The sequence below is a fragment of the Curtobacterium sp. L6-1 genome (genome assembly GCF_018885305.1).
Taxonomy (GTDB): domain Bacteria; phylum Actinomycetota; class Actinomycetes; order Actinomycetales; family Microbacteriaceae; genus Curtobacterium; species Curtobacterium aetherium.
The window spans coordinates 3,075,615-3,098,655 of record NZ_CP076544.1 but is presented as its reverse complement, the minus strand read 5'-3'; the positions used below and the strand labels follow the sequence as shown (position 1 = coordinate 3,098,655).

Annotated in this window: 21 protein-coding genes; 13 read left to right on the top strand and 8 right to left on the bottom strand. The window is 71.7% G+C overall.

Features of this window, described 5'->3' with window-relative positions; genetic code table 11:
- Positions 1 to 111: 111 nt before the first annotated feature.
- From KM842_RS14340 to KM842_RS14330, 3 genes are all read right to left on the bottom strand, one after another.
- On the bottom strand, positions 112 to 3,993 hold the full coding sequence (locus tag KM842_RS14340; RefSeq protein WP_216259416.1) for a DNA-directed RNA polymerase subunit beta': 3,882 nt from the start codon (positions 3,991 to 3,993) through the stop codon (positions 112 to 114).
- Between the two features lie 46 nt (positions 3,994 to 4,039).
- Positions 4,040 to 7,528 (bottom strand): DNA-directed RNA polymerase subunit beta, encoded by a 3,489-nt coding sequence (gene rpoB, locus KM842_RS14335; RefSeq protein ID WP_216259413.1) that lies wholly within the window; start codon positions 7,526 to 7,528, stop codon positions 4,040 to 4,042.
- Between the two features lie 360 nt (positions 7,529 to 7,888).
- Positions 7,889 to 8,476, bottom strand: a complete 588-nt coding sequence (locus KM842_RS14330) for a hypothetical protein (RefSeq protein ID WP_216259411.1) — start codon at positions 8,474 to 8,476, stop codon at positions 7,889 to 7,891.
- Positions 8,477 to 8,860: 384 nt separating this feature from the next.
- On the opposite strand from KM842_RS14330, the gene KM842_RS14325 reads away from it, so the two are divergent.
- From KM842_RS14325 to KM842_RS14300, 6 genes are all read left to right on the top strand, one after another.
- Positions 8,861 to 9,703, top strand: coding sequence for a spermidine synthase (locus tag KM842_RS14325; RefSeq protein WP_216259409.1), 843 nt, complete (start codon positions 8,861 to 8,863; stop codon positions 9,701 to 9,703).
- A 105-nt stretch (positions 9,704 to 9,808) separates the two neighbouring features.
- Positions 9,809 to 10,558 (top strand): DUF4064 domain-containing protein, encoded by a 750-nt coding sequence (locus KM842_RS14320; protein ID WP_216259407.1) that lies wholly within the window; start codon positions 9,809 to 9,811, stop codon positions 10,556 to 10,558.
- Positions 10,559 to 10,742: 184 nt separating this feature from the next.
- The gene (locus tag KM842_RS14315) at positions 10,743 to 11,591 is read left to right on the top strand and encodes a hypothetical protein (protein ID WP_216259405.1); all 849 of its coding nucleotides are present in this window, start codon (positions 10,743 to 10,745) and stop codon (positions 11,589 to 11,591) included.
- The gene (locus KM842_RS14310; RefSeq protein ID WP_216259403.1) at positions 11,588 to 12,106 is read left to right on the top strand and encodes a SprT-like domain-containing protein; all 519 of its coding nucleotides are present in this window, start codon (positions 11,588 to 11,590) and stop codon (positions 12,104 to 12,106) included. The genes KM842_RS14315 and KM842_RS14310 overlap by 4 nt, the downstream gene beginning before the upstream one ends.
- Before the next feature lie 9 nt (positions 12,107 to 12,115).
- Complete coding sequence (locus KM842_RS14305) at positions 12,116 to 12,811, top strand: CGNR zinc finger domain-containing protein (RefSeq protein ID WP_216259401.1); 696 nt, start codon at positions 12,116 to 12,118, stop codon at positions 12,809 to 12,811.
- Positions 12,812 to 12,908: 97 nt separating this feature from the next.
- On the top strand, positions 12,909 to 14,159 hold the full coding sequence (locus tag KM842_RS14300; protein WP_216259399.1) for an Nramp family divalent metal transporter: 1,251 nt from the start codon (positions 12,909 to 12,911) through the stop codon (positions 14,157 to 14,159).
- 12 nt (positions 14,160 to 14,171) lie between these two features.
- On the opposite strand, the gene KM842_RS14295 is transcribed toward KM842_RS14300, so the two are convergent.
- Positions 14,172 to 14,471 (bottom strand): DUF427 domain-containing protein, encoded by a 300-nt coding sequence (locus tag KM842_RS14295; RefSeq protein ID WP_216259397.1) that lies wholly within the window; start codon positions 14,469 to 14,471, stop codon positions 14,172 to 14,174.
- Positions 14,472 to 14,520: 49 nt separating this feature from the next.
- Positions 14,521 to 15,114, bottom strand: a complete 594-nt coding sequence (locus tag KM842_RS14290) for a hypothetical protein (RefSeq protein ID WP_216259395.1) — start codon at positions 15,112 to 15,114, stop codon at positions 14,521 to 14,523.
- A gap of 118 nt (positions 15,115 to 15,232) precedes the next feature.
- On the opposite strand from KM842_RS14290, the gene KM842_RS14285 reads away from it, so the two are divergent.
- The 4 genes from KM842_RS14285 to KM842_RS14270 all read left to right on the top strand — a co-directional run bounded on the left by KM842_RS14285 (position 15,233) and on the right by KM842_RS14270 (position 17,459).
- The gene (locus KM842_RS14285; protein ID WP_216259393.1) at positions 15,233 to 15,865 is read left to right on the top strand and encodes a GNAT family N-acetyltransferase; all 633 of its coding nucleotides are present in this window, start codon (positions 15,233 to 15,235) and stop codon (positions 15,863 to 15,865) included.
- 335 nt (positions 15,866 to 16,200) lie between these two features.
- Positions 16,201 to 16,383, top strand: coding sequence for a hypothetical protein (locus KM842_RS14280; RefSeq protein ID WP_216259392.1), 183 nt, complete (start codon positions 16,201 to 16,203; stop codon positions 16,381 to 16,383).
- Positions 16,384 to 16,456: 73 nt separating this feature from the next.
- Positions 16,457 to 17,089, top strand: coding sequence for a DUF1684 domain-containing protein (locus KM842_RS14275; protein WP_216259391.1), 633 nt, complete (start codon positions 16,457 to 16,459; stop codon positions 17,087 to 17,089).
- Between the two features lie 10 nt (positions 17,090 to 17,099).
- A complete protein-coding gene (locus tag KM842_RS14270; RefSeq protein WP_253206149.1) occupies positions 17,100 to 17,459 on the top strand; it encodes a GntR family transcriptional regulator in 360 nt (119 codons plus the stop codon).
- 154 nt (positions 17,460 to 17,613) lie between these two features.
- On the opposite strand, the gene KM842_RS14265 is transcribed toward KM842_RS14270, so the two are convergent.
- Positions 17,614 to 18,519 carry an endo alpha-1,4 polygalactosaminidase gene (locus KM842_RS14265; protein ID WP_253206148.1) on the bottom strand — a complete coding sequence of 302 codons (906 nt, stop codon included), beginning with the start codon at positions 18,517 to 18,519 and terminating at the stop codon, positions 17,614 to 17,616.
- 374 nt (positions 18,520 to 18,893) lie between these two features.
- Between KM842_RS14265 and KM842_RS14260 the strand changes: the two genes are divergently transcribed.
- The gene (locus KM842_RS14260) at positions 18,894 to 20,546 is read left to right on the top strand and encodes a DEAD/DEAH box helicase (protein WP_216259388.1); all 1,653 of its coding nucleotides are present in this window, start codon (positions 18,894 to 18,896) and stop codon (positions 20,544 to 20,546) included.
- Between the two features lie 149 nt (positions 20,547 to 20,695).
- Complete coding sequence (locus KM842_RS14255) at positions 20,696 to 20,896, top strand: CsbD family protein (RefSeq protein ID WP_110824283.1); 201 nt, start codon at positions 20,696 to 20,698, stop codon at positions 20,894 to 20,896.
- A 78-nt stretch (positions 20,897 to 20,974) separates the two neighbouring features.
- Here KM842_RS14255 and KM842_RS14250 read toward each other — a convergent pair whose 3' ends face one another.
- The gene (locus KM842_RS14250; protein WP_216259386.1) at positions 20,975 to 21,529 is read right to left on the bottom strand and encodes an NUDIX hydrolase family protein; all 555 of its coding nucleotides are present in this window, start codon (positions 21,527 to 21,529) and stop codon (positions 20,975 to 20,977) included.
- Between the two features lie 74 nt (positions 21,530 to 21,603).
- On the opposite strand from KM842_RS14250, the gene KM842_RS14245 reads away from it, so the two are divergent.
- Entirely contained in the window at positions 21,604 to 22,221 is a 618-nt protein-coding gene (locus tag KM842_RS14245; RefSeq protein ID WP_216259384.1) for an alpha/beta hydrolase, read from the top strand.
- A 15-nt stretch (positions 22,222 to 22,236) separates the two neighbouring features.
- Here KM842_RS14245 and KM842_RS14240 read toward each other — a convergent pair whose 3' ends face one another.
- Positions 22,237 to 22,932, bottom strand: coding sequence for a PadR family transcriptional regulator (locus KM842_RS14240; RefSeq protein WP_216259382.1), 696 nt, complete (start codon positions 22,930 to 22,932; stop codon positions 22,237 to 22,239).
- Between the last annotated feature and the right edge of the window lie 109 nt (positions 22,933 to 23,041).

Genomic DNA, 23,041 nt, shown 5'->3' with positions numbered 1-23,041 from the left:
CGTCCGCCCATCCGGCGCGAGCGCGCCTCCGACGACGGAACGACCGCCCCCGACATGGGAAGGGCCCCGCATCCTGGTGGATGCGGGGCCCTCCTCAGTTGATCACTCGGCTCAGTTGTACGTGCCCGGCGTGAAGTCGTCCGACGAGAAGCTGTCGAAGTCGACGAAGCTCAGGTCGGCGTCCGAGAACGACGAGTCGTCCGCGAAGATGCGGTTCGGGTACCGCTCCGCCTTCGCTTCCTCGGTCGCGTTCACGTCCACGTCGCGGTACCGGCTGAGGCCCGTCCCGGCGGGGATGAGCTTACCGATGATGACGTTCTCCTTGAGGCCGACGAGCTGGTCCTGCTTGCCCTCCATGGCCGCCTGCGTCAGGACGCGGGTGGTCTCCTGGAAGGACGCGGCGGACAGCCACGACTCGGTCGCGAGGGACGCCTTCGTGATGCCCATGACCTCCTGGCGAGCCGAGGCGGTCTTGCGACCCTCCTGCAGCGCCGCACGGTTGATCGCGTTGTAGCGCGACCGGTCGACGAGCTCACCCGGCAGCAGGTCGGTGTCGGCGTGGTCGACGACGGTGACCTTGCGGAGCATCTGGCGGACGATGACCTCGATGTGCTTGTCGTGGATCGGCACACCCTGCGAGCCGTACACGTCCTGCACACCGTTGACCAGGTGCTTCTGGACCTCACGGACGCCCTTGACCCGGAGGACTTCCTTCGGGTCGACGGTGCCGGCGATGAACTGCTCGCCGAGCTCGACGTGCTGCCCGTCCTCGATGAGGAGGGTCGCACGCTTGAGCACCGGGTAGATGAACGGCTCGTCGCCGTTGTCCGGCGTGAGGATGATCCGACGGCCCTTGTCCGTGTCCTCGATCGTGGCGCGGCCGGGGGCCTCGGCGATCGGGGACGCGCCCTTCGGGGTGCGGGCCTCGAAGAGCTCGGTCACGCGGGGCAGACCCTGCGTGATGTCGTCGGCCGAGGCCGAACCACCCGTGTGGAAGGTACGCATCGTCAGCTGGGTACCGGGCTCACCGATGGACTGGGCGGCGATGATGCCGACCGCCTCACCGATGTCGACCAGGTTGCCCGTGGCGAGCGACCGGCCGTAGCACTGCGCGCAGACACCGACGGCCGACTCGCAGGTCAGGACCGAGCGCACCTTGATGCTCTCGACACCGGCTGCCAGCAGCTTGTCGAGGAGGACGTCACCGACGTCCTCGCCGCCCTCGGCCACCACGGTGCCCGAGGCGTCGACGGCCTCGGTCGCGAGGGTGCGCGAGTAGACGGTGTTCTCGACACGCGGGTCGCGGACGAGGCCGCCGTCGGCGCCCACCGTCGCGATCGGCAGCTCGAGGCCACGGGTCGTCCCGCAGTCGTCCTCACGGATGATGACGTCCTGCGACACGTCCACGAGACGACGGGTCAGGTACCCCGAGTCGGCGGTACGGAGCGCCGTGTCCGCCAGGCCCTTGCGCGCACCGTGCGTGGCGATGAAGTACTCCGCCACGGTCAGGCCCTCGCGGTACGAGTTGATGATCGGGCGGGCGATGATCTCACCCTTCGGGTTGTTCACCAGACCACGCATACCGGCGATGTTGCGCACCTGCAGCCAGTTACCACGAGCACCCGACGACACCATGCGGTTGATGGTGTTGTCCACGGGGAAGTTGTCGCGCATCTCCTGCGCGATCTCGTTCGTGGCCTCGGTCCAGATCTTGATCAGGTCGGCGCGACGTTCCGCGTCGGTGATCAGACCCTTGTCGAACTCACCCTGGACCTTGGCGGCCTGGATCTCGTAGCCCGCGATGATCTCCTTCTTGCGAGGAGGCGTCACGACGTCCGAGAGGGCGACGGTCACACCGGAGCGGGTGCCCCAGTAGAAGCCGGCGTCCTTGATCCGGTCGAGTGCAGCGGCCGTCTCGGTCTTCGAGTAGCGCTCGGCGAGGTCGTTGACGATCGCGGAGAGCGTGCCCTTGTCGGTGACCTTCTGGACGAACGGGTAGTCCGCCGGGAGGGTCTCGTTGAAGAGCGCACGACCGAGGGTGGTCTCGAGGAGGATCGGCTGACCGACCTCGTAGCCCTCCGGCGCCTCGCCCTCGGCGAAGTGGACACCCGACATGCGGATCTTCACCATCGCGTTGAGGTGCAGCGAGTTTTGGTCCTTGGCGAGGATCGCCTCGGCCACGGAGGAGAACGCCCGGCCCTCACCGACGGCGCCCTCGCGGACGGTCGTCAGGTGGTGCAGACCGATGATCATGTCCTGCGCGGGCAGGGTCACCGGACGGCCGTCGGACGGCTTGAGGATGTTGTTCGAGGCGAGCATCAGGATGCGGGCCTCGGCCTGGGCCTCGACCGACAGCGGCAGGTGCACGGCCATCTGGTCACCGTCGAAGTCCGCGTTGAACGCAGCACACACGAGCGGGTGGAGCTGGATGGCCTTGCCCTCGACGAGCTGCGGCTCGAACGCCTGGATGCCGAGACGGTGCAGCGTGGGCGCACGGTTCAGCAGCACGGGGCGCTCGCGGATGATCTCCTCGAGCACGTCCCAGACCTGGGCACGCGAACGCTCGACCATGCGCTTGGCCGACTTGATGTTCTGCGCGTGCGACAGGTCGATCAGGCGCTTGATGACGAACGGCTTGAACAGCTCGAGCGCCATCTGCTTGGGCAGACCGCACTGGTGGAGCTTGAGCTGCGGGCCGACGATGATGACCGAACGCCCCGAGTAGTCGACGCGCTTGCCGAGCAGGTTCTGGCGGAAACGACCCTGCTTGCCCTTGAGCATGTCGCTCAGGGACTTGAGGGCGCGGTTGCCGGTACCCGTGACCGGACGACCACGACGGCCGTTGTCGAACAGCGCGTCGACCGCTTCCTGCAGCATGCGCTTCTCGTTGTTCACGATGATCTCGGGGGCACCGAGGTCGAGCAGGCGGCGGAGACGGTTGTTGCGGTTGATCACACGACGGTAGAGGTCGTTGAGGTCCGACGTGGCGAAGCGGCCACCGTCGAGCTGCACCATCGGGCGCAGCTCCGGCGGGATGACCGGCACGACGTCGAGCACCATCGCTGCCGGCGAGTTGCCGGTGGCGAGGAAGGAGCTGACGACGCGCAGACGCTTGATCGCACGGATCTTCTTCTGGCCCTTGCCCTCGGCGATCTGCAGACGCAGTGCCTCGGCCTCGGCGGCCAGGTCGAAGGCCTCCAGGCGCAGCTTGATCGCCTCGGCGCCCATGTAGGCGTCGAAGTAGATCCCGAAGCGGTCCTGGAGCTCGTGGAAGACGGCGTCCTCGGGCTTGAGGTCGCCCACCTTGAGGTTGCGGAAGTCCTCCCACACGCGCTCGAGGCGGGTGATGTCCTCGTCGAAGGACTTGCGGACCTGGGACATCTCCTTCTCGGCGGTGTCCTTGGTCCGACGCTTCACGTCGGCCTTGGCGCCTTCCTCCTCGAGCGCTGCGAGGTCGTCCTCGAGCTTCTTGAGGCGGTCGGCGATGATCGAGTCGCGCTGGTTCTCGAGGTTCTTGATCTCGAGGCGCATCTCGTTCTCGAGGCCGGGCATGTCGGCGTGACGGCCCTCCTCGTCGATGCTGATGATCATGTAGGCCGCGAAGTAGATGACCTTCTCGAGGTCCTTCGGAGCCATGTCCAGCAGGTAGCCCAGGCGCGACGGGACGCCCTTGAAGTACCAGATGTGCGTGACGGGTGCGGCGAGCTCGATGTGGCCCATGCGCTCACGACGGACCGAGGACTTGGTGACCTCGACGCCGCAGCGCTCGCAGACGATGCCCTTGAACCGGACTCGCTTGTACTTGCCGCAGGCGCACTCCCAGTCGCGGGACGGACCGAAGATCTGCTCGCCGAACAGACCGTCCTTCTCGGGCTTCAGGGTGCGGTAGTTGATCGTCTCCGGCTTCTTGACCTCGCCGTACGACCACTGGCGGATGTCCTCGGCGGTAGCGAGGCCGATCCGAATGGCGTCAAAGGAAGTTGCTTCGAGCAATGTTCTTCTCTCTTGCTGAGTTCGAAACGTGTTCGGACGGGCGGGATCAGATGTCGTCGACGGACGACGACTCGAACCGCGAGGAGATGTTGATGCCGAGCTCTTCAGCGGCACGGAAGACCTCGTCGTCCGTGTCGCGGAGGCTGACCGCCTGGCCGTCGGCCGAGAGGACCTCGACGTTCAGGCAGAGCGACTGCATCTCCTTCATGAGGACCTTGAACGACTCCGGGATGCCGGGCTCCTGGATGTTCTCGCCCTTGACGATCGCCTCGTAGACCTTCACGCGGCCGAGGATGTCGTCGGACTTGATCGTCAGGAGCTCCTGGAGGGCGTAGGCGGCACCGTATGCCTCGAGTGCCCACACCTCCATCTCACCGAAGCGCTGTCCACCGAACTGCGCCTTACCACCCAGCGGCTGCTGCGTGATCATCGAGTACGGGCCGGTCGAACGGGCGTGGATCTTGTCGTCGACCAGGTGGTGCAGCTTCAGGATGTACATGTAGCCGACCGACACGGGCTCCGGGAACGGCTCGCCGGAGCGGCCGTCGAAGAGCTGTGCCTTGCCCGAGGAACCGATCAGGCGCTCGCCGTCACGGTTCGGGAGCGTGGAGTCGAGGAGGCCCTCGATCTCGCGCTCGTACGCACCGTCGAACACCGGGGTGGCGACCTTCGTGCCGGGGGCTGCGCTGTGCGCGGCTTCCGGCAGGGCCGAGGCCCACTCCTGGATGCCCTCGACGTTCCAGCCCTGCTTGGCGAGCCACCCGAGGTGGATCTCGAGCACCTGGCCGAAGTTCATGCGGCCGGGGACGCCGAGCGGGTTGAGGACGATGTCGACCGGGGTGCCGTCCGCGAGGAACGGCATGTCCTCGACGGGCAGGATCGTCGAGATGACGCCCTTGTTGCCGTGACGACCGGCGAGCTTGTCACCCGCGGTGATCTTGCGCTTCTGGGCGATGTAGACGACCACGCGCTGGTTGACGCCGGAGCCGAGCTCGTCGTCGCCGTCCTGCGCGTCGAACACCTTGACGCCGATGATCGTGCCCTCTTCACCGTGGGGCACCTTGAGCGAGGTGTCGCGGACTTCGCGCGACTTCTCGTTGAAGATGGCCCGGAGCAGACGCTCCTCGGCGCTGAGCTCGGTCTCGCCCTTCGGCGTGACCTTGCCGACGAGGATGTCGCCGGGGCGGACCTCGGCACCGATCCGGATGATGCCGCGCTCGTCGAGGTCGGCCAGGAGGTCCGGGCTGACGTTCGGGAGGTCGCGGGTGATCTCCTCCTTGCCGAGCTTGGTGTCGCGGGCGTCGACCTCGTACTCCTCGATGTGGATCGAGGAGAGCGTGTCGTCCTTCACGAGGTTCTGCGACAGGATCATCGCGTCCTCGTAGTTGTAGCCCTCCCACGGCATGAACGCGACGAGGAGGTTCTTGCCGAGCGCGAGCTCGCCGTTCTCCGTCGCGGGGCCGTCGGCGATGACCTCGCCCTGCTCCACACGCTCACCGGCGCTGACGATCACGCGGTGGTTGTAGCTGGTGCCCTGGTTCGAGCGGTCGAACTTGCGCAGGTAGAAGGTCTGCGTGCCGCCCTCGTCGAGCTGCAGGGTCACGGCGTCGGCGGAGACCTCGGAGACGACACCGGCCTTGTCGGCGGTGATGACGTCGCCGGCGTCGATGGCGGTGTAGCCCTCCATGCCGGTGCCGACGAGCGGCGACTCGGAGCGGAGGAGCGGCACGGCCTGGCGCTGCATGTTCGCACCCATGAGGGCGCGGTTCGCGTCGTCGTGCTCGAGGAACGGGATGAGCGAGGTCGCGACCGACACCATCTGGCGCGGCGAGACGTCCATGTAGTCGACCTCGTCCTTGCCGACGAGCTCGACCTCCCCGCCCTTCTTCCGGACCAGCACCTTGTCGTCCGCGAAGTGGAACGTGTCGGTCAGCGGGGCGTTGGCCTGCGCGACGACGAACTCGTCCTCTTCCGAGGCGGTCAGGTAGTCGATCGTCTTCGTGACCTCGCCGTTGACGACGCGACGGTACGGGGTCTCGATGAAGCCGAAGGAGTTGATCCGACCGAACGACGCGAGCGAACCGATCAGACCGATGTTCGGGCCTTCCGGGGTCTCGATCGGGCACATGCGGCCGTAGTGCGACGGGTGGACGTCACGGACCTCGACGCCGGCACGCTCACGGGACAGACCACCCGGGCCGAGGGCCGACAGACGCCGCTTGTGCGTCAGGCCCGCGAGCGGGTTGTTCTGGTCCATGAACTGCGACAGCTGCGAGGTGCCGAAGAACTCCTTGATCGCGGCGACGACGGGGCGCACGTTGATCAGGGTCTGCGGGGTGATCGCCTCGATGTCCTGCGTGGTCATGCGCTCGCGGACGACGCGCTCCATGCGGGACAGACCGGTGCGGACCTGGTTCTGGATGAGCTCGCCGACCGCGCGGATGCGACGGTTGCCGAAGTGGTCGATGTCGTCCACGTCGAGGCGGAGCTGGACCGGCTCACCGTCACGGACTCCGTCCATGGTGGTGCGCTCGGCGTGCAGCGACACGAGGTACTTGATCGTCGCGACGATGTCCTTGACGGTGAGCACCGAGTCGGACAGCGGGGCGTCGATGCCGAGCTTGCGGTCGAGCTTGTAGCGACCGACCTTGGCCAGGTCGTACCGCTTGGAGTTGAAGTAGAAGTTGTCGAGGAGCGCACGCGCGGCCTCGGCAGCGACCTGCTCGCCCGGACGGAGCTTGCGGTAGATGTCCTTGAGCGCCTCTTCCTTCGTAAGGACGGCGTCCTTCTCGAGGGTCGACTCCATGGACGCGAAGCCCTGGAACTCCTCCATGATCTCTTCGCTCGTGAGGCCGAGGGCCTTGAGGAAGACGGTCACGGACTGCTTGCGCTTGCGGTCGATGCGCACGCCCACCTGGTCGCGCTTGTCGATCTCGAACTCGAGCCACGCACCGCGGGACGGGATGATGCGAGCGGAGTAGATGTCCTTGTCGGACGTCTTCTCCTGCGCACGCTCGAAGTACACGCCCGGCGAGCGGACGAGCTGCGAGACGACGACACGCTCGGTGCCGTTGATGATGAACGTGCCGCGCTCGGTCATGAGCGGGAAGTCGCCCATGAAGACCGTCTGCGTCTTGATCTCACCCGTCATGTGGTTCATGAACTCGGCGTTGACGTACAGCGGAGCGGCGTAGGTCTTGCCGCGCTCCTTGCAGTCGTCGATCGAGTACTTCGGGTCCTCGAGCTCCGGGGACGTGAACGAGAGCTGCATGGTCTCGCCGAGGTCCTCGATCGGGGAGATCTCCTCGAAGATCTCCTCGAGGCCGGAGTGCAGCGCGAGGTCGGTACGACCCTGCTCCTGCCCCTCGGCGAGGCGGGCCTTCCATGCGTCGTTGCCGACGAGCCAGTCGAAGCTCTCCGTCTGGAGGGCGAGCAGATCAGGAACCGTGAGGGTGTCCGTGATCTTGGCGAACGAGAGTCGCGAGTGGTTGCGACCGTTCTTGGGGTTGGTGGATGCGTTGGGCGCAGCAGCCAAGGGTTTGACCTCCGGTAGGCCCCGTCGGGCCGACACTGACGAGCAGTGTGTAGGTGAGTGGATTGATCGCTCGGCGCAACCCGATGATCACGACACGAGTACGGTGAGGCTCCGGGTCCGGAGCCGCCTGTGGGATGATCGGTGAGCGGGCCCCGCCGCCATATACGGGACCGGCATCACCAGGGCGTGTTCTGCGAAGCACCTGCTGAGAGGCGTCTTCGAGGAACTCGGTCGACCGCAATATGACGACACGGATGCCAGGGAGCGCGAACTGTCATCATAGGTCGGTTGCGCGGGCGCTGTCCAGTCCTGGCTTGACCGAGATCGAGTTCGGCGTGTATAAGCCCCGGACGACCGGTCTCATTCCCCGCGGTCGCTGCGCTCCGCCTCCAGGACGCGGACCGCGTCGACCGGTCGGTCGCTCCGCACGAAGGTCGTCCGCCCCGCGTCGTCGGTGATCTCGAGGCCCGGCCCGGGCGTCAGCACGAGTGCCCGCCGACGGCGTCCGATCCGCAGGCCCACGCCGCCGTAGGTGCCGGCGTCCGCCTCGGTCACGCGGACGGCCGCGATGCGCCGGCGGGCGATGCGCCGCGGCGGGAGCGGCCGGAAGTGCAGGACCACGGCGTCCTCGGTCACGGTGAACCCGGCACGGGCGACGAGCAGCAGGACGCCGACCACCACGCCGGTGAGCCCGGGCACCAGGAGCGCCGTCTCGGGTGCGTCCCCCGGCCACGCCAGGACCGCCGTGGTGAGGGCGGCCCCGGCGACGAGGACGACCACCCCGACCACGCGCATCCAGACCGGCGCGGTCTCGCGGTCCTCGACGAGCGGCCGGGAGGCGCGCCCCGCCCCCGCCCCGCCGCGCACCCGGTCCCGTGGGTGCGTCGTGGACCACCCCGAGCGGGTCGGGCGGACGGGGACGGGGACGGACAGCGTGTCGGCGGTCATGGTGGTGCTCCTTCGGGCGGGCGGGCCCGGACGTGGTGCGACGGTGCGGGGCGGACGCGAGCACGCCGAGGAGACCCGCGACGGGAGCGGGGCTCGTCGTCGGGCGGCGTCCGGGTCGATCGCCGAGCCGGACACCGCGTGACCACTGCGGCGGTGGCCGGGGCAGTGGTCGACGTGGTCCGGGCGGGACCGGGACGACGGGCACGACCGCCCGGGGAGGGAGCGGTCGCGGCGCACGTCGTCGCGAGGACACGTCGACGGTACGTCGCGTCCCTTGGCGTCTCCTGGCTGTCCATGCGCGAGCATGGACCTGCGGTGGGCACGGCGTCCGTCGTCGGACGCGGGTGGGACCGGGCGAGGGTCCGGGTGGTGTTCCATGGACGCATGGCTGATGCGTTCGACGGGTTCCGGGTGGGTGCTGGGTACGCGGTCGTCGAGCCGGACAAGCACCGGCCGGGGTCGTTCACGCTCGTGGTCGACGGGACGCCGCAGTCGCACGTCGACCTCGAGGACCCGACGCACCTGGCGTTCGAGTACATCCGGCGCATCGGGCACGCCATCGACCTGCTGCCCGACGGCCCCCTCACGGCGCTGCACCTCGGCGCCGGGGCGCTCACCCTCCCCCGCTACGTCGCCGCGACCCGACCGGGCTCCCGCCAGCAGGTCGTCGAGCTCGAGCGCGACCTGGTGGACCACGTGCGGGACGCCCTGCCCTTCCCCCGCGGCGCCTCGATCCGCGTGCGGTACGGCGACGCCCGCGAGGTGCTCGAGAAGCTGCCCGCCGGCCTCCGCGGCACCGTCGACCTGGCCGTCGTCGACGTGTTCAGCGGCTCGCGGACGCCCGCCCACGTGACGAGCGTCGAGTTCTACCGCTCCGTCGCCTCGCTCCTGTCACCGCAGGGCATGGTCGCGGTGAACGTCGCCGACGGGGCCGGGCTCGCGTTCGCCCGGGGCCAGGCGGCGACGCTGCAGTCGGTACTGCCCTCGGTCGCCGCGGTGGCCGACACCGGGATGCTGAAGGGCCGACGGTTCGGGAACATCGTGCTGCTCGGGTCCCCCGGTGCCCTGCCGATCGCCGACATGCCGCGGCGGTACTCCTCCGACCCGCTGCCGAGCAAGGTCGTGCACGGCGACGAGCTCCGGTCGTTCATCGCCGGCGCACCGATCGTCACCGACACCACCGCGGTCGGGTCGCCCGAGCCGAACCGGTCCGTCTTCGGCGCCTGAGCACCGGCTGCGGATGCCCGACCAGGCGTCCCCCGCGCAGGGGACGCTGCCAGGATGGGGTCACGCCGCACCAGCGCGCGACCGCACACCACGAGGAGGCCGCCGATGCCCAACGACGATCGCAACCACGACCAGCCGCGCGGCGGCGAGCACGACCAGCCGCGGTACGGCGAGCGCATCACGCCCGAGCACGGGTCGGCTCCGCGGTACGAGGACCAGCCGACGCAGCAGTACGGGCAGCAGGCGGCTCCGCAGTGGGGACAGCAGCACGGCGACCAGCACGGCCAGCAGCCGTACGGCGACCAGTACGGGCAGCAGCACCAGCAGCACGGTGACCAGTACGGGCAGCAGCAGCACGGTGACCAGTACGGGCAGCAGCAGTACGGGCAGCCGCAGCAGTACGGCGGGCAGCAGCACGGTGGCGCCCCCGCCTGGCAGTCGTACGACGAGCCGAAGAAGCGTGCGAAGACCGTCGGTGTGATCGCGTTCCTCGCGGCCGTCGTCGCCCTGGTCATCGGCGTGGTCGGCGGGGTGATGCTCGGCAACGCCCTCGCGAGCAGCCAACTTCTGCAGGACTTCGCGCAGAACGGTGGTTCGGGCACGACCGACACGCAGGAGCTCCAGCGCCAGCTGATGGACGACCCGGCGGCGATGAGCGCGCTCGGCACCGGGTCGGTCCTGCTGGTGGTGGGGTCCGTGTTCGGCCTCTGGGCCATCGTGCAGGGCATCGTCGCGATCGTCACGAAGCGCGGACGACTCTGGGGCGTCCTGGCGATCATCCTCGCCGTGGTGGCGGCGTTCGTCGCCGGGATCGCCTACATCGCCGTCGCGGCGAGTTCCGTCAGCGGCATGTGACCCTGCCGCACGCCGTCACGGCCCGTCCCGGTTCCCGGGGCGGGCCGTCCGCGTCCCGGGAGGTCGCCCCGGGCAGGGGAGCTCCGCAGCGGACCGGGTGCCGACCGAGCCGGTGTCCACCGGAGCACGATCCGTGCGCGTGGCACGGAGACCTCCAGGGATCACGCGGATACCCTCGACCCTGATGTCCCTCCCGCCCGACGAACGCCGAGACCCCGACCGGACCGACCAGGCCCGGGAGGCGCGTCATGCCGCCCCCGTGACCGCCGGCGTCAGTCCGGGCAGCACCTTCGCGCCGATCAGCCTCCGCCCGGCCGTCGACGTCCAGGTCGTGCAGGACCGCCTGCGCGACCTCGGGCAGAGCCGCAGCACCGACGCCCTCGCCGAGCGCGCCGAGCTCCTGCGCCTGCTCGGCCGCCTGGACGAGGCCCTCACCGTCGCGGAGGAGGTCTTCCGGCTGACGATGTTCACGGGCGAACGCCAGGACAAGGTCGCCGCGCGGATCCGCCGCGCGCACATCCTGCACGACCTGGGGCGCTACGAACGTGCCGCGACCGAGTCCTCGATGGCGCGGGACACCGCCGCGACCGAGGAGTGGCCGGAGCTCGAGGGCGCCGCCGCCGAGCTCGAGGGCTGGTCGCTGTACGAGCTCTCCCGCTTCGAGGAGGCCCGCGCCGTCCTCAGCCGGGCGTACGACGCCTTCCGCGCCGCCGGTGCGCCGTCGGAGCGCACCGAAGCGCTCCGGACGGCCGTCGAGGCCGCACTCCGGGCCTCCATGACGCAGCCAGCGGCGGAGCCCGCGGCCGAGCGTCCCCGCACCGCCCGCGAGGTCGCCGTGCGCACCGAGTCTGAACCGCAGACCCGGGTGGCCGAGCCGCAGAAGCAGGTCCCGCCGATCCGCCGTCGCGTGCTCGGCGCACCGGACGCCGCGCGGACCGAGGGCGACTCGCTCTGGAGCCGGCTGTCCGCCCGCGGGGACCGGTCCGACCGTGCCCGCACCGACGGGGACCAGGGTCCGCGCGGGGAGCAGTGACCGTCCTCGACGACGTCCGCGTGCGCGCGGCGGAGTTGCTGGACCGCCACCTGCCCGACGGGTCGTGGGCGTTCGGGTTCGACAACGCGAAGACCCGCGCGGGGCAGTGCGACTTCGCCCGACGCCGGATCACGGTGAGCCGACACCTCGCGGCACGGTTCACGCCCGAGGACGTCGACCAGGTGCTCCTGCACGAGATCGCGCACGCCCTCAGCGGCCCCCGCGCCGGACACGGCCCCGCCTGGCGCCGCACGGCCCGGTCGCTCGGGTACACCGGCTCGCGGTTGCACGACGGACCGATCGCGAGCGAACTCGCACCGTGGGTCGGTCACTGCCCCGCGGGACACGAGCACTTCCGCTACCGCACGCCCACGCGCCCGCTCGCGTGCGCCCGGTGCTCCCGCCGCTTCGACGAGCGCAACGTCATCGCCTGGGTCCGCCGCTCCACGACCGCGGGCGGGTCGACTAGCCCAGCAGTGGCAGATCGTGTCGGAGGCGCGCCGCTCACCCGTTAGCCTGGGCGGATGCGAACAGGGCAGGACATCCGGACGGACGCCGGGTCCTCGTGGTTCTTCGACGCGGGACGGATCGCCCTGGACTTCACCCACACCGGTGGCTTCGCCGACGACCCGGACCGGCGCCGGCCACGCGGGCACCTCGGCGAGCTGCTCGCCACCCCGGCCGACCTCGACGAGTGGCTCGGCCTGCACACCGAACCGATCGACGTCGGGGCGACGGCCCGCGAACTGCAGGACGCCCGCGCGCTCCGGGCCGCGATCGCCCGGCTCGCCGTCGCCGCGGCCCCGGCACCCGCCGACTCCGCCGCGGAGCGGACGGCCGTCGCCGCCGGTCTCCGCGCCGGGACGGGCCGGACCCGGCCCCTGCCGGACGACATCGACACCGTGAACCTGTTCGCCGCCCTGCCGGACGTGCCCCCGAGCCTCCCGGGTGGCCGCCGTCGGGCCGGGGCGAACCGCGTGCGCCTGGCACAGGCGCTCTCGAGCGTCGCCCGCGACGCCGTCGCCCTGCTCACCGAGGTCGGCTTCGACGACGTCGAGGCGGACGGCCGGTCGGCTCGTCTCAGCCGCTGCTCGGCACCGGACTGCGGCCTCGTCTTCTACGACTCGTCGCGCGGCGGCACGCGCCGCTGGTGCTCGATGCAGCGGTGCGGGAACCGGGCCAAGGTCCGGGCGCACCGCGCCCGCCGCGCCGCGGTCTGACCCGGGCGCCGCACTCCGCACCCCGTCGTCCGCGCAGATCGGACGACATGGCGAATCCCTGGATTCGGTGCGCCGAAACCCCTGGCATGCTGGCTCCATGACGGACACCGCCGCCCCGCCCGTGGGCCAGCGCCCGACCGGTCGCCGTGCCGCCGGGCTCGGGCTGCTCGGACCCGCCTTCGTCGCCGCGATCGCCTACGTGGACCCGGGCAACGTCGCCGCCAACCTCACCGCGGGCGCCCGCTACGGGTACCTGCTGCTGTGGGTGCTCGTCGCCGCCAACGCGAGCGCGGTCGTCGTGCAGTACCTCTCCGCCAAGCTCGGCATCGTGACCGGCAGGTCGCTGCCGGAGCTGCTCGGCCTGCGGATGCGTCGGGCGCCCCGCCTGCTGTTCTGGGCGCAGGCCGAGGTGGTGGCCGCCGCGACCGACGTGGCCGAGGTCATCGGCGGTGCCCTGGCCCTGCACCTGCTGTTCGGGGTCCCGCTCGTCGCCGGCGGACTCATCACGGGCGCGGTGTCGATGGGCATCCTGCTGCTGCAGAACCGGCGCGGCGCCCGCACGTTCGAGGCGGTCGTGACCGCGATGCTCGCCGTCCTGACCGTCGGGTTCTGCGCCGGGCTGCTGTTCGCGCAGGTGTCGCCCGGGGCGCTCGTGGCCGGCATCGCGCCGCGGTTCGCCGACTCCGGGTCGGTGCTGCTCGCCGCGTCGATGCTCGGCGCGACGGTCATGCCGCACGCCGTCTACCTGCACTCGGCACTCGCCCGCGACCGGCACGGCGACGTCCCGGCCGGCGCGGAGCGACGCCGGGTGCTCGCCGCCACCCGGTGGGACGTCGGGCTGGCGCTCGTCGTGGCCGGCGGCGTGAACATCAGCATGCTCGTGCTGGCGGCAGCGACCCTGCAGGGCGTCGACGGCACCGACTCGATCCCGGGAGCGCAGCGCGCCATCGCCGAGAACGTCGGACCGGTCGTCGGGGTGCTCTTCGCGATCGGGCTGCTGGCGTCCGGCCTCGCCTCGACCTCGGTCGGCTGCATGGCCGGCGCCGAGATCATGCACGGGCTGCTGCGGGTGCGCGTGCCGCTCGTCGTGCGCCGCCTGGTCACCCTGGTGCCGGCGGTCGTGCTGCTCGCGCTCGAGGCCGACGCGACGCAGCTGCTCGTCATCAGCCAGGTCGTGCTGAGCTTCGGCATCGCCTTCGCGATCGTCCCGCTCGTCACCTACACGTCCCGCCGCAGCGTGATGGGTGCCGACGTCAACGCCGTCGGCACCCGTGTCGTCGCCTGGCTCATCGCCGCGGTGATCGTCGCCCTCAACGTGGCGCTCATCGTGCTCACCGTCGGCGGCTGAGCCGCGTCCCGCCTACGAGACGCGCACGTCCTTCCAGAAGGCGACGTACCCGCTGTAGTCCTTGCCCACGCGCTCGAACGACGTCGGGATCGGCTCCGGGTAGGACCAGGCGTTGTCCACGTGCTCCTGGCCGTCGACGGTCACGGTCCAGTACTGCGTGTCGCCCTTCCACGGGCAGTGGTACTGGGTCGGGCTCTCGCTGAACAGCTCGGTCCTCACGCTCGCCGGCGGGAAGTACCAGTTGCCCTCGATCTGGATGAGGTCCGTCTCCGGGGCCTCCGCGATGACGGTGTCGCCGATCACTGCCTGCATGACTCACTCCTCGTTCTGGCCGTCGGTCGGACGGCGGTCGACGGGGACGTTACGCCCGCTCGGTGGACGGGCGCAGCGTGACGAGCTCCGGGCCCACGGCGAGCGCCGCGTGCACCCGCTCCGCCCCGAGCACGGCCGCCGACTCGGACGCGGTCACGAGGTGCCGCGCCGCCCGACGGAGGCCCGTCCACGCCGCGCAGGCCGCCGCCGCCTCGGGCGAGGTGTGGTCGATCCCGCTCGTCACGAGGGCGTCGACGACCGCACCGGCGGCGAGCAGGTCCTCGACGGTGAACTCCGGCACCGGCGACGGCGTCCCCTCCGGCCGGTCGGCGGCGTCAGCGCCGGACGGGTCCGCGACGTGGCCGGCCGCGACCACGGCGACGACGCAGCGGTCGCCCCGGTCGGCCTGGAGGCGCGCCACCCGTCCCGCGACCGCCCCCGCGTTGCCGAGGTGGCCGAGCACGACCTCCGGCCCGTCGGGCAGCAGTCCCAGCGGAACGGTCGGCACCCCGCGGCCGTCGTCGTGCGCCGCGGGCAGCACGTCGACCCACACGAGCAGGTGCGCCCCGACGGCGACCCGCGCCGCGCCCGACGCTCCCCACCCGAACCGCACCTGGTACCGCTGCTGCCCTCGTTCCTGCACCCCGACAGGGTAGTCGCGAGCTCCCGCGGGAGCTGTGTCGTCCACGGCCCGGCCGGACCCGTCCGCGGCGGGGTCCGTGCAGGTGCCGTGTCCTCGGCGGCCGGTACGATCCGGTGCCATGGAGACCGACCCCGCGCCCACCCTCACCGGCGACCGCGTCACGCTCGAGCCCCTGTCGGCCGAGCACGCGGACGACCTGCGGGCAGCCGTGGCGGACGGGGACCTCTGGCGTGCCTGGTACACCTCCGTCCCCGCCCCGGCGCAGGTCGACGCCGAGATCGCCCGTCGGCTCGACGAGCAGGCCGCGGGTCGGCTGGTGCCGTTCGCCGTGCGGGACCGCCCCACCGGCCGCGTCGTGGGCGCCACCACCTTCCTCAACCTGGACCACGACAACCGTCGGGTCGAGGTCGGGGGCACGTTCCTCGGGGCCTCCGCGCAGCGCACCGGTATCAACACCGAGTCGAAGCTGCTCCTGCTCTCGCACGCCTTCGACACCTGGCAGTGCATCGCGGTGGAGTTCCGCACCCACTGGCACAACACCCGGTCCCGTGCGGCCATCGCCGGCCTCGGCGCGAAGCAGGACGGGGTGCTCCGGAACCACGCGATCGGGCGCGACGGCAGCCTCCGCGACACGGTGGTCTTCTCGGTCGTGCAGTCCGAGTGGTCCACGGTCCGGCTCTCGCTCGCTGAACGTCTGCGCAGCCACGACCGGGCGGAAGGGTCGCGCCGCCGGTCGGCCCGGCACGCCTGACCGCGCCGGCCCGCTCGCCCAGGGCCCGCGGGTAGCGTCCGCGGCATGCACGTCGGACTCCGCATCGAACTCGACGCCCCCGTCGACGCCGTCCGGGACGCCCTCCTCCGGCCGTCCGTCATGGTCGCCGTCACGAAGCCGTTCCTGGTCTACCGCTCGCTCGACCCCGAGGGGTTCCCGAGCACTGGACGCCCCACGACCCGCACCCGATCAGCGCGTCGGCCTTCGGGCTGGTCCCGAGCGGGTCGAGCCACGTCGACATCGACCTGCACCAGGTCGACGGCGTCCCCGTCCAGGTCGACCGCGGCGGCGGCACGAGCGGACTGTTCGCCCGGATGGACATGCGGCACCGGATGGCGGTGTCCGCGCTGCCCGACGGACGGACGCTCTTCCGCGACCGGCTGACCTACCGGACGCGCCCGGCCCTCCTCGGCGTCCTGCTCTGGCCGGGCATGTGGGTCATCTGGCAGTGGCGGGCGTTCCGGATGCGCGCCCTCGCGCCCACCTGGCGGGCGTGAGCCGGACGTCGGAGGAGGACGAGCCTCCCGGCCGACTGACGGGGTGTCGCGGGCCGGGCGTACGCTCGGCGGCGTGACCCAGACGGAGACCGCCGACCGCGTCCGCACGACCCTCGCCACCGTCGACTGGCGTCGGCGGACGTTCGACCTGTACCGGCGGGTGCGGGCCACCCCCGACCCCGCGACGGCACACGCGCTCTGGCGTGAGACCCGTGACGCGATGTTCACCGACCACCCCGCCAGCGCCCTCCTGCCCGAGGACGCCGCCGGCTTCACCGGACTGCCGGTGCCCGCGTACGACCCGGCGTGGCGCTTCCACCTGCCGATCGAGGAGGCGGAGCCGACGGTCCTCGACGTCGAGACCGGCACCGACGGCGTCGTGCACTTCGACCGCCTCGGCGTGGTGCAGGTCCCCGGTGTGGGCAGCCTCGACGTGTGGGCGCACGGCGGCTACGCGGGCGGGCTGTTCGTCCCCGTGAAGGACGCCAGCGCCGGCCGAGCCGGAGGGACCTACGGCGGCGGCCGCTACCTCCTCGACACGATCAAGGGCTCCGACCTGGGCGCGGACGACGACGGCATCGTGCTCGACTTCAACTTCGCGTACAACCCCTCGTGCGCGTACGACCCGGCGTGGGCGTGCCCGCTGGCTCCCCCGGGCAACACCGTGCCCGTGGCGATCCCCGTCGGCGAGCAGTACGGCTCCTAGGCTGGACCGCATGTCGGGATTCGTCGCCATCGACGCCGGTGGCCGCGTGCCGCCCTTCGAACAGGTCCGCTCGCAGCTCGCCGCGCAGATCGCCGCCGGGTACCTGGTCGACGGGGAGCGGCTGCCGAGCGTCCGCGGACTCGCCGCCGAGCTCGGCCTGGCCGCGGGGACCGTCGCGAAGGCCTACCAGCTGCTCGAGGAGGCCGGGCTCGTGCACACCGCGCGGGGCGCCGGCACCCGGGTGGTCCGGCCGGCCGAGGTGCCGGAGTCGGTGACGCAGGCGGCGTCGGTGCTCGTCGCCGCGGCACGGGAGGCGGGCCTGTCCGCCGACCAGACGGCTGCGGCACTCCGGGACGCCTGGCCCGCGTAGGGCGCTGCCGCGCCGCCGCGCCGCCGCGCCGCCGCGCGCGAGACTCGCGCTGGGCGACACGGCTCGCGGCCGGAGGCCCGCGACGTGTCGCTGATCGCGCGTCTCGCCGTGCCGCGCCGCGCCGCGCGGCCGCGTGGCGCGGTCGCGCCGCGCGTCAGCAGCGCCGGAAGACGTGCCCCTTCGCACCGGCCGGCACGAGGTCCCGGTCGCGGAGGATCGTCATGCGCGGCCGGTCGGTCATCGCGCACACGTCCGACCACCGCTGCTCGAGCGTGTCCGCGTACTCGACGTCCAGCACGCGGGCGCCGTACACGTCCGTGTAGGCGGCGCACTCGTCGTACTGCACGCACTCCTCGGCGACGGCGAAGTCGAACCCGGTCCGCTGCTTGCCCTGCGCCCCGAGCTGCGGCGTGTTCTTCTGGGCGGCGGCGAGGCCGTGCTGGTGGGCGACCCGCACGAGCGAGGCCGCGAGCGCGAGGTTGCCCGACCGCGTCAGGCGTCCGCCGGACCGCGTCCACGAGTCGAGGTTGTCGAACTCGACGGCGTCGAACCCGCGGTCGGCGCACCGGGCGATCGAACGGGACAGCACGCCGGTGATCGTGGCCCGTGCCGAGGCGGACCTCGTGTCGAGGAGCACCTCGTCCGGCCACCCCGGGTCGCTGACCGGCTTCCCGGACGCGGTGCGCAGGACGGCCCGAGGGTGGTCGGACAACCACGCGGCGCGCTCGTCGGGCTGCGTCTGGAAGCCGTTGACGTAGCAGATGCCGTACGTGCGGGCGGCGGGCCGCTCGGTGCTGTCGCGCTCGACGACGGTGACGCCCGCGGGCGGGGTGTACGCGCCGCCGAGCTGGTAGTCGGGGATGCCGCCGGTCGGCAGCGCCCGGTGGGCGACCCGGGTGCCGGCGGTCGCGCCTCCGGTGCCGGCGTCGCCGACGGCCGTGCTCCGCGAGGTGCCGCCGGTGGCGGAGCCGATCGTCGCGGGGGCCGTCGAACAGCCGGACACGGCGAGGAGGGCGACGGATGCCAGGACGACGACTGTGGAGGACCGACGGGAGCGCACGAGGCATCCTCGCATGCCAGGGTGTCGGGTCGGATCCCGGGGACCCCCTCCCGCTCCCGGCCCCGAGCCCGCTATGCTGGGACCACTCGAGGCGCCGATCGCCTCGTGCGTCGTACGGACGCCCCCGAAACCTCCCGGTGTCCCGCGCCGAGCCCATCGGCTCACACGCGGAACCGACATCGATGTGTATCGCGCACCACCCGCCTCCCGGAACCCGTCCGGGCAGGCGATCCCGGTGCCAGGCTCTCTGCTGCGGCGACAGCACCCGTTCACCAGCGCCGTCTCCTCCGGGACACGGACGCCCACGGATGCGCTCCCGCCCGCGCCGGCCTCGACCGCGCGCCTTCCGGCCGGCAACGGCCCGAGAGATCACCATGACCACCCAGATCCCCAGCACCACGCAGGTCCCGAACTCAACCGAGGTCCGGTTCGCCGACCTCGGCGTCCCCGCCCCGATGGTCGACGTCCTCGTCGCCCAGGGCAAGGAGAACGCGTTCCCGATCCAGGTCGACACGCTCCCCGACTCCCTGCAGGGCAAGGACGTGCTCGGCCGCGGTCGCACCGGCTCCGGCAAGACGATCGCCTTCGCGATCCCGCTCGCCGCCCGCCTGGCCGCCTCCCCCCGGTCCCGTCGCGCCGGGCGCCCTCGTGCGCTCGTGCTCGCCCCGACCCGTGAGCTCGCGACGCAGATCGACGCGACGCTCGCTCCCCTCGCCAAGGCGATGGGCCTCAACACGACGACGATCTTCGGCGGTGTCGGCCAGGGCCGGCAGGTCGAGGCGCTGAACCGCGGCGTCGACGTCGTCGTGGCGTGCCCCGGTCGTCTCGCCGACCTCATGCAGCAGGGCCACGTGCACCTCGACGGCATCGAGGTCACCGTCCTCGACGAGGCCGACCACATGGCCGACATGGGCTTCCTGCCCGGCGTGACGAAGATCATGCAGGCGACGCCGGTCAAGGGCCAGCGTCTGCTGTTCTCGGCCACGCTCGACAACGGCGTGGACAAGCTCGTCAAGAAGTTCCTGCACGACCCGGTGATGCACTCGGTCGACGACGAGACCAGCCCGGTCGAGGCGATGACGCACCACCTGTTCGAGGTCGCCGACGCCGACGCGAAGAAGGACCTGGTCAAGACCCTCGCCTCGGGCACCGGTCGCCGCATCCTCTTCATGCGCACGAAGCACCACGCGAAGCGTCTCGCCAAGCAGCTGTCGAGCCAGGGCATCCCGGCCGTCGACCTGCAGGGCAACCTGTCGCAGGGCGCCCGTGAGCGCAACCTCGCCCGCTTCTCCTCCGGGGACGCCCTGGTGCTCGTCGCCACCGACGTCGCCGCCCGTGGTGTGCACGTCGACGCGGTCGAGCTCGTCGTGCACGTCGACCCGCCGACCGAGCACAAGGCGTACCTGCACCGTTCGGGCCGCACCGCGCGCGCCGGTTCGTCGGGCGACGTCGTCACCGTGACGATGCCCGCCGAGCGTCGCGACGTCGCGCAGATGATGCGCGCCGCCGCGATCAAGGTCACGCCGCAGCAGGTCACCGCGACCTCGCCGGCCGTCACCGAGCTCGTGGGCGAGATCGCCCCCTACCGCGAGGACACCACCCCGGTGGTCCAGCAGCAGCAGCCGCGCCGACAGTCGTCCGGTGACGCCGGCGGCCAGGGCCGCGGCCGCTCGCGTGGTCGTGGCGCCCCCGCCGGTGGCACCGGTGGTCGCTCGGGAGGCTCGGCCTCCGTCGGGCGCTCCACCGCGGGCACCGACTCGGCTGGTTCGGGCGCACGCCGTGGCGGCCGGTCCGACGCCGCCGGTCGCGACGACCGCCGCGGTGCCTCCGCCGGTGGTGCCGCTTCCGGGCAGCGCCGTGGTGCGCCCCGCCGTGCCGGTTCCGACACCACCCGTGGCGGTTCCGCGTCGGTGTGGTCGTCGGACGGCGGCTACGCCGCTGGTCGCGCCCCGCGTGACGACGCTGCGCCCGCAGCCCGTCGTGGTGGGTCGCGCCGTGCCTCCCGTCCGGCCGGCAGCGGCCGCTGACCCGGTCCTGACGGACCCGGTCCTGACGGACCCGGTCCGCCAACCTCAACGTCACCTCCGAGTGGCTCGGTGCCGCGGCGTACGGTACTGGTCACCGGCGGATGCGCGAGCGTCCACCGGGGAATCGTCCGTCGTCGGAAGGAGCACGTATGGCTGGGATCGAAGACATCAAGAACGCCGCTGAGAAGGCGGCCGGCAAGGCCAAGGAAGGCTTCGGCAACGCCACCGACAACGACCGCCTGAAGGCCGAAGGTCAGACCGACCAGGGCAAGGCCTCGGCCAAGCAGGGCGTCACCGACGTGAAGGACGCTGCACACGGCGTCGCCGACTCCTTCAAGAACGACAAGTAACCAAGCCGGTCTCGTACCGCGCTGCGAAGCCCCCGGATCCGATCGGATCCGGGGGCTTCGTCGTGGGCGGTGGTGGCCTCAGTGCAAGGCGCCGACCGATGCGAGTCCAGCGCGGAGGAGGGCTCCGCGGCCGCCCTCCATCTCGTCGGCGACGGCGTCCGAGGCGGCCTCCATCGGGCTCATCCACGTGAGCTCGAGGGCGTCCTGCCGCGGCTCGCACGTGCCGGTGACGGGGACGACGTAGGCGAGCGAGATCGCGTGCTGCCGTTCGTCGGTGAACACCGAGGCGCCAGGCAGCGGGAAGTACTCCGCGACCGTGAACGGGTTCGGGCTCGGCGGGAGCTGCGGGAACGCCATCGGCCCGAGGTCCTTCTCGAGGTGGCGGAACAGTGCGGTGCGGATCGACTCGCCGTACATCACGCGGCCGGAGACGAGCGTGCGCGCGATCGACCCGCTCGGTGAGACCCGCAGCAGGACCCCCACCTCGGTGACGACCCCGAGGCCGTCGGTGCGCACCGGGACCGCCTCGACGTAGGCGATGGGCATGCGACGGCGGACGGTCGCGAGTTCCTCGTCCGACAGCCAGCCGGAGCCGGAGTCGGGGTCGGGGTCGGGGGTGCGGAGCGAAGCCATGCACCGTTCCTACCAGGCCCGGCGGCGAATCCGGTGCCGGAGGAGCACGGCGGTGGACGGATACCGTTGTCCACATGGTGGATACGGACGTCGTGCAGTGGACCCGGTCGGCAGCGGACCGCGTCGGGACCCCGCTCCTCGTCGCCCTGCACGGCGTCGGGTCGCACGAGCACGACCTGCTCGGGCTGGCGCCGGCGCTGCCCGCGACGTGGACCGTCGCAGCGCTCCGGGCGCCGGACCCGTGGGGTCCCGGCTTCAGCTGGTACCCGCTCGCGGTGCCCGGGTCGCCGGACCCCGCCGCCGTCGACGCGTCCGCGGCTGCCGTGCTCGGCTGGATCGACGCCGTCGCAGCCGACCACCCGCGGATCGGTCTGCTCGGGTTCTCGCAGGGCGGGTCGATGGCCCTGCAGCTCCTCCGCGCCCGACCGGAGGCCTTCGCGTTCGGTGTCTCGCTCTCCGGGTTCGTGGTCCCCGGCGTCGACGACGGTCGAGACGACCGGCTGGCCTCCGTCCGACCGCGGGTGTTCCTCGGACACGGGGACGCCGACACGGTCATCCCCGCCGAGGCCACCGCCAGGACCAGCGCGTGGGCGGCCGCGCACACCCGGGTGACCGACCGGAGCTACCCAGGCCTGCCGCACGCGGTCTCCGCGGCGGAGCTCGCGGACGTCGCGGCGTTCATCGGCGACTGAACCGGGGACGGACGGTCAGTCCGCGAGGATCTGCAGGAGGTCCCGGCGCAGTTGGTCGACCTTCGCGGTGGCGGCGGTGAGTTGCGCCTCCGTGGCGGTGGTCCGGTACATGTGCAGCACGCCCATCGCCTTCCGGAGGGACTCGACGAACTCGCGCTGCGAGTCGGGCACGCCGGGGGTGGACTCCCACGCCGCGGCGATCTCGTCCGCCTTGGCGTCGACCTCGGCGCGCCCCGCGTCGGTCAGCTCGAAGAGCGTCTTGCGGCCGTCACCGGTCGAGACGACGAGGTCCTCGTCGACGAGCTGCTGGAGCGTCGGGTAGACCGATCCTGGGCTCGGCTTCCAGGCGCCACCGGTGCGCTCGGCGATGGTCTTGATGACGGCGTACCCGTTCTGCGGCCCCTCGGCGAGGAGGCCGAGGACCGCGAGGCGGACGTCACCGCGACGGCGGCGCTCGCGACCGGTGCCGAAACCCCCGCCGCCGAAGCCGCCGCCGAAGTCTGGACCGAACCCGGGCCCGCCGAAGCCGCCGCCGAAGCCGGGACCACCGGTCCCGCGTCCGCGGCCGCCGCGCCCGTGGTCGCCGTGCTGGCGACCGGGGAACCCGGCGCCGTGGTGCTGGCGGGCGCCGCCGAAGCGGGGCCCGCGGGGACCGCGACCGAAGGGGTCGCGGCGAGGAGTGGAACCGTGCTGGTCGTCCGTGGAGTACATGACGACTCCTTTCGTGGAAGACGGTTCGCGACTGCTCGTGTGCCATTCGCGATGCAGTAACGATAGATCGGTACTGGTCTCGTTGTCAAGCAGTGCCGGAGATCAGGAC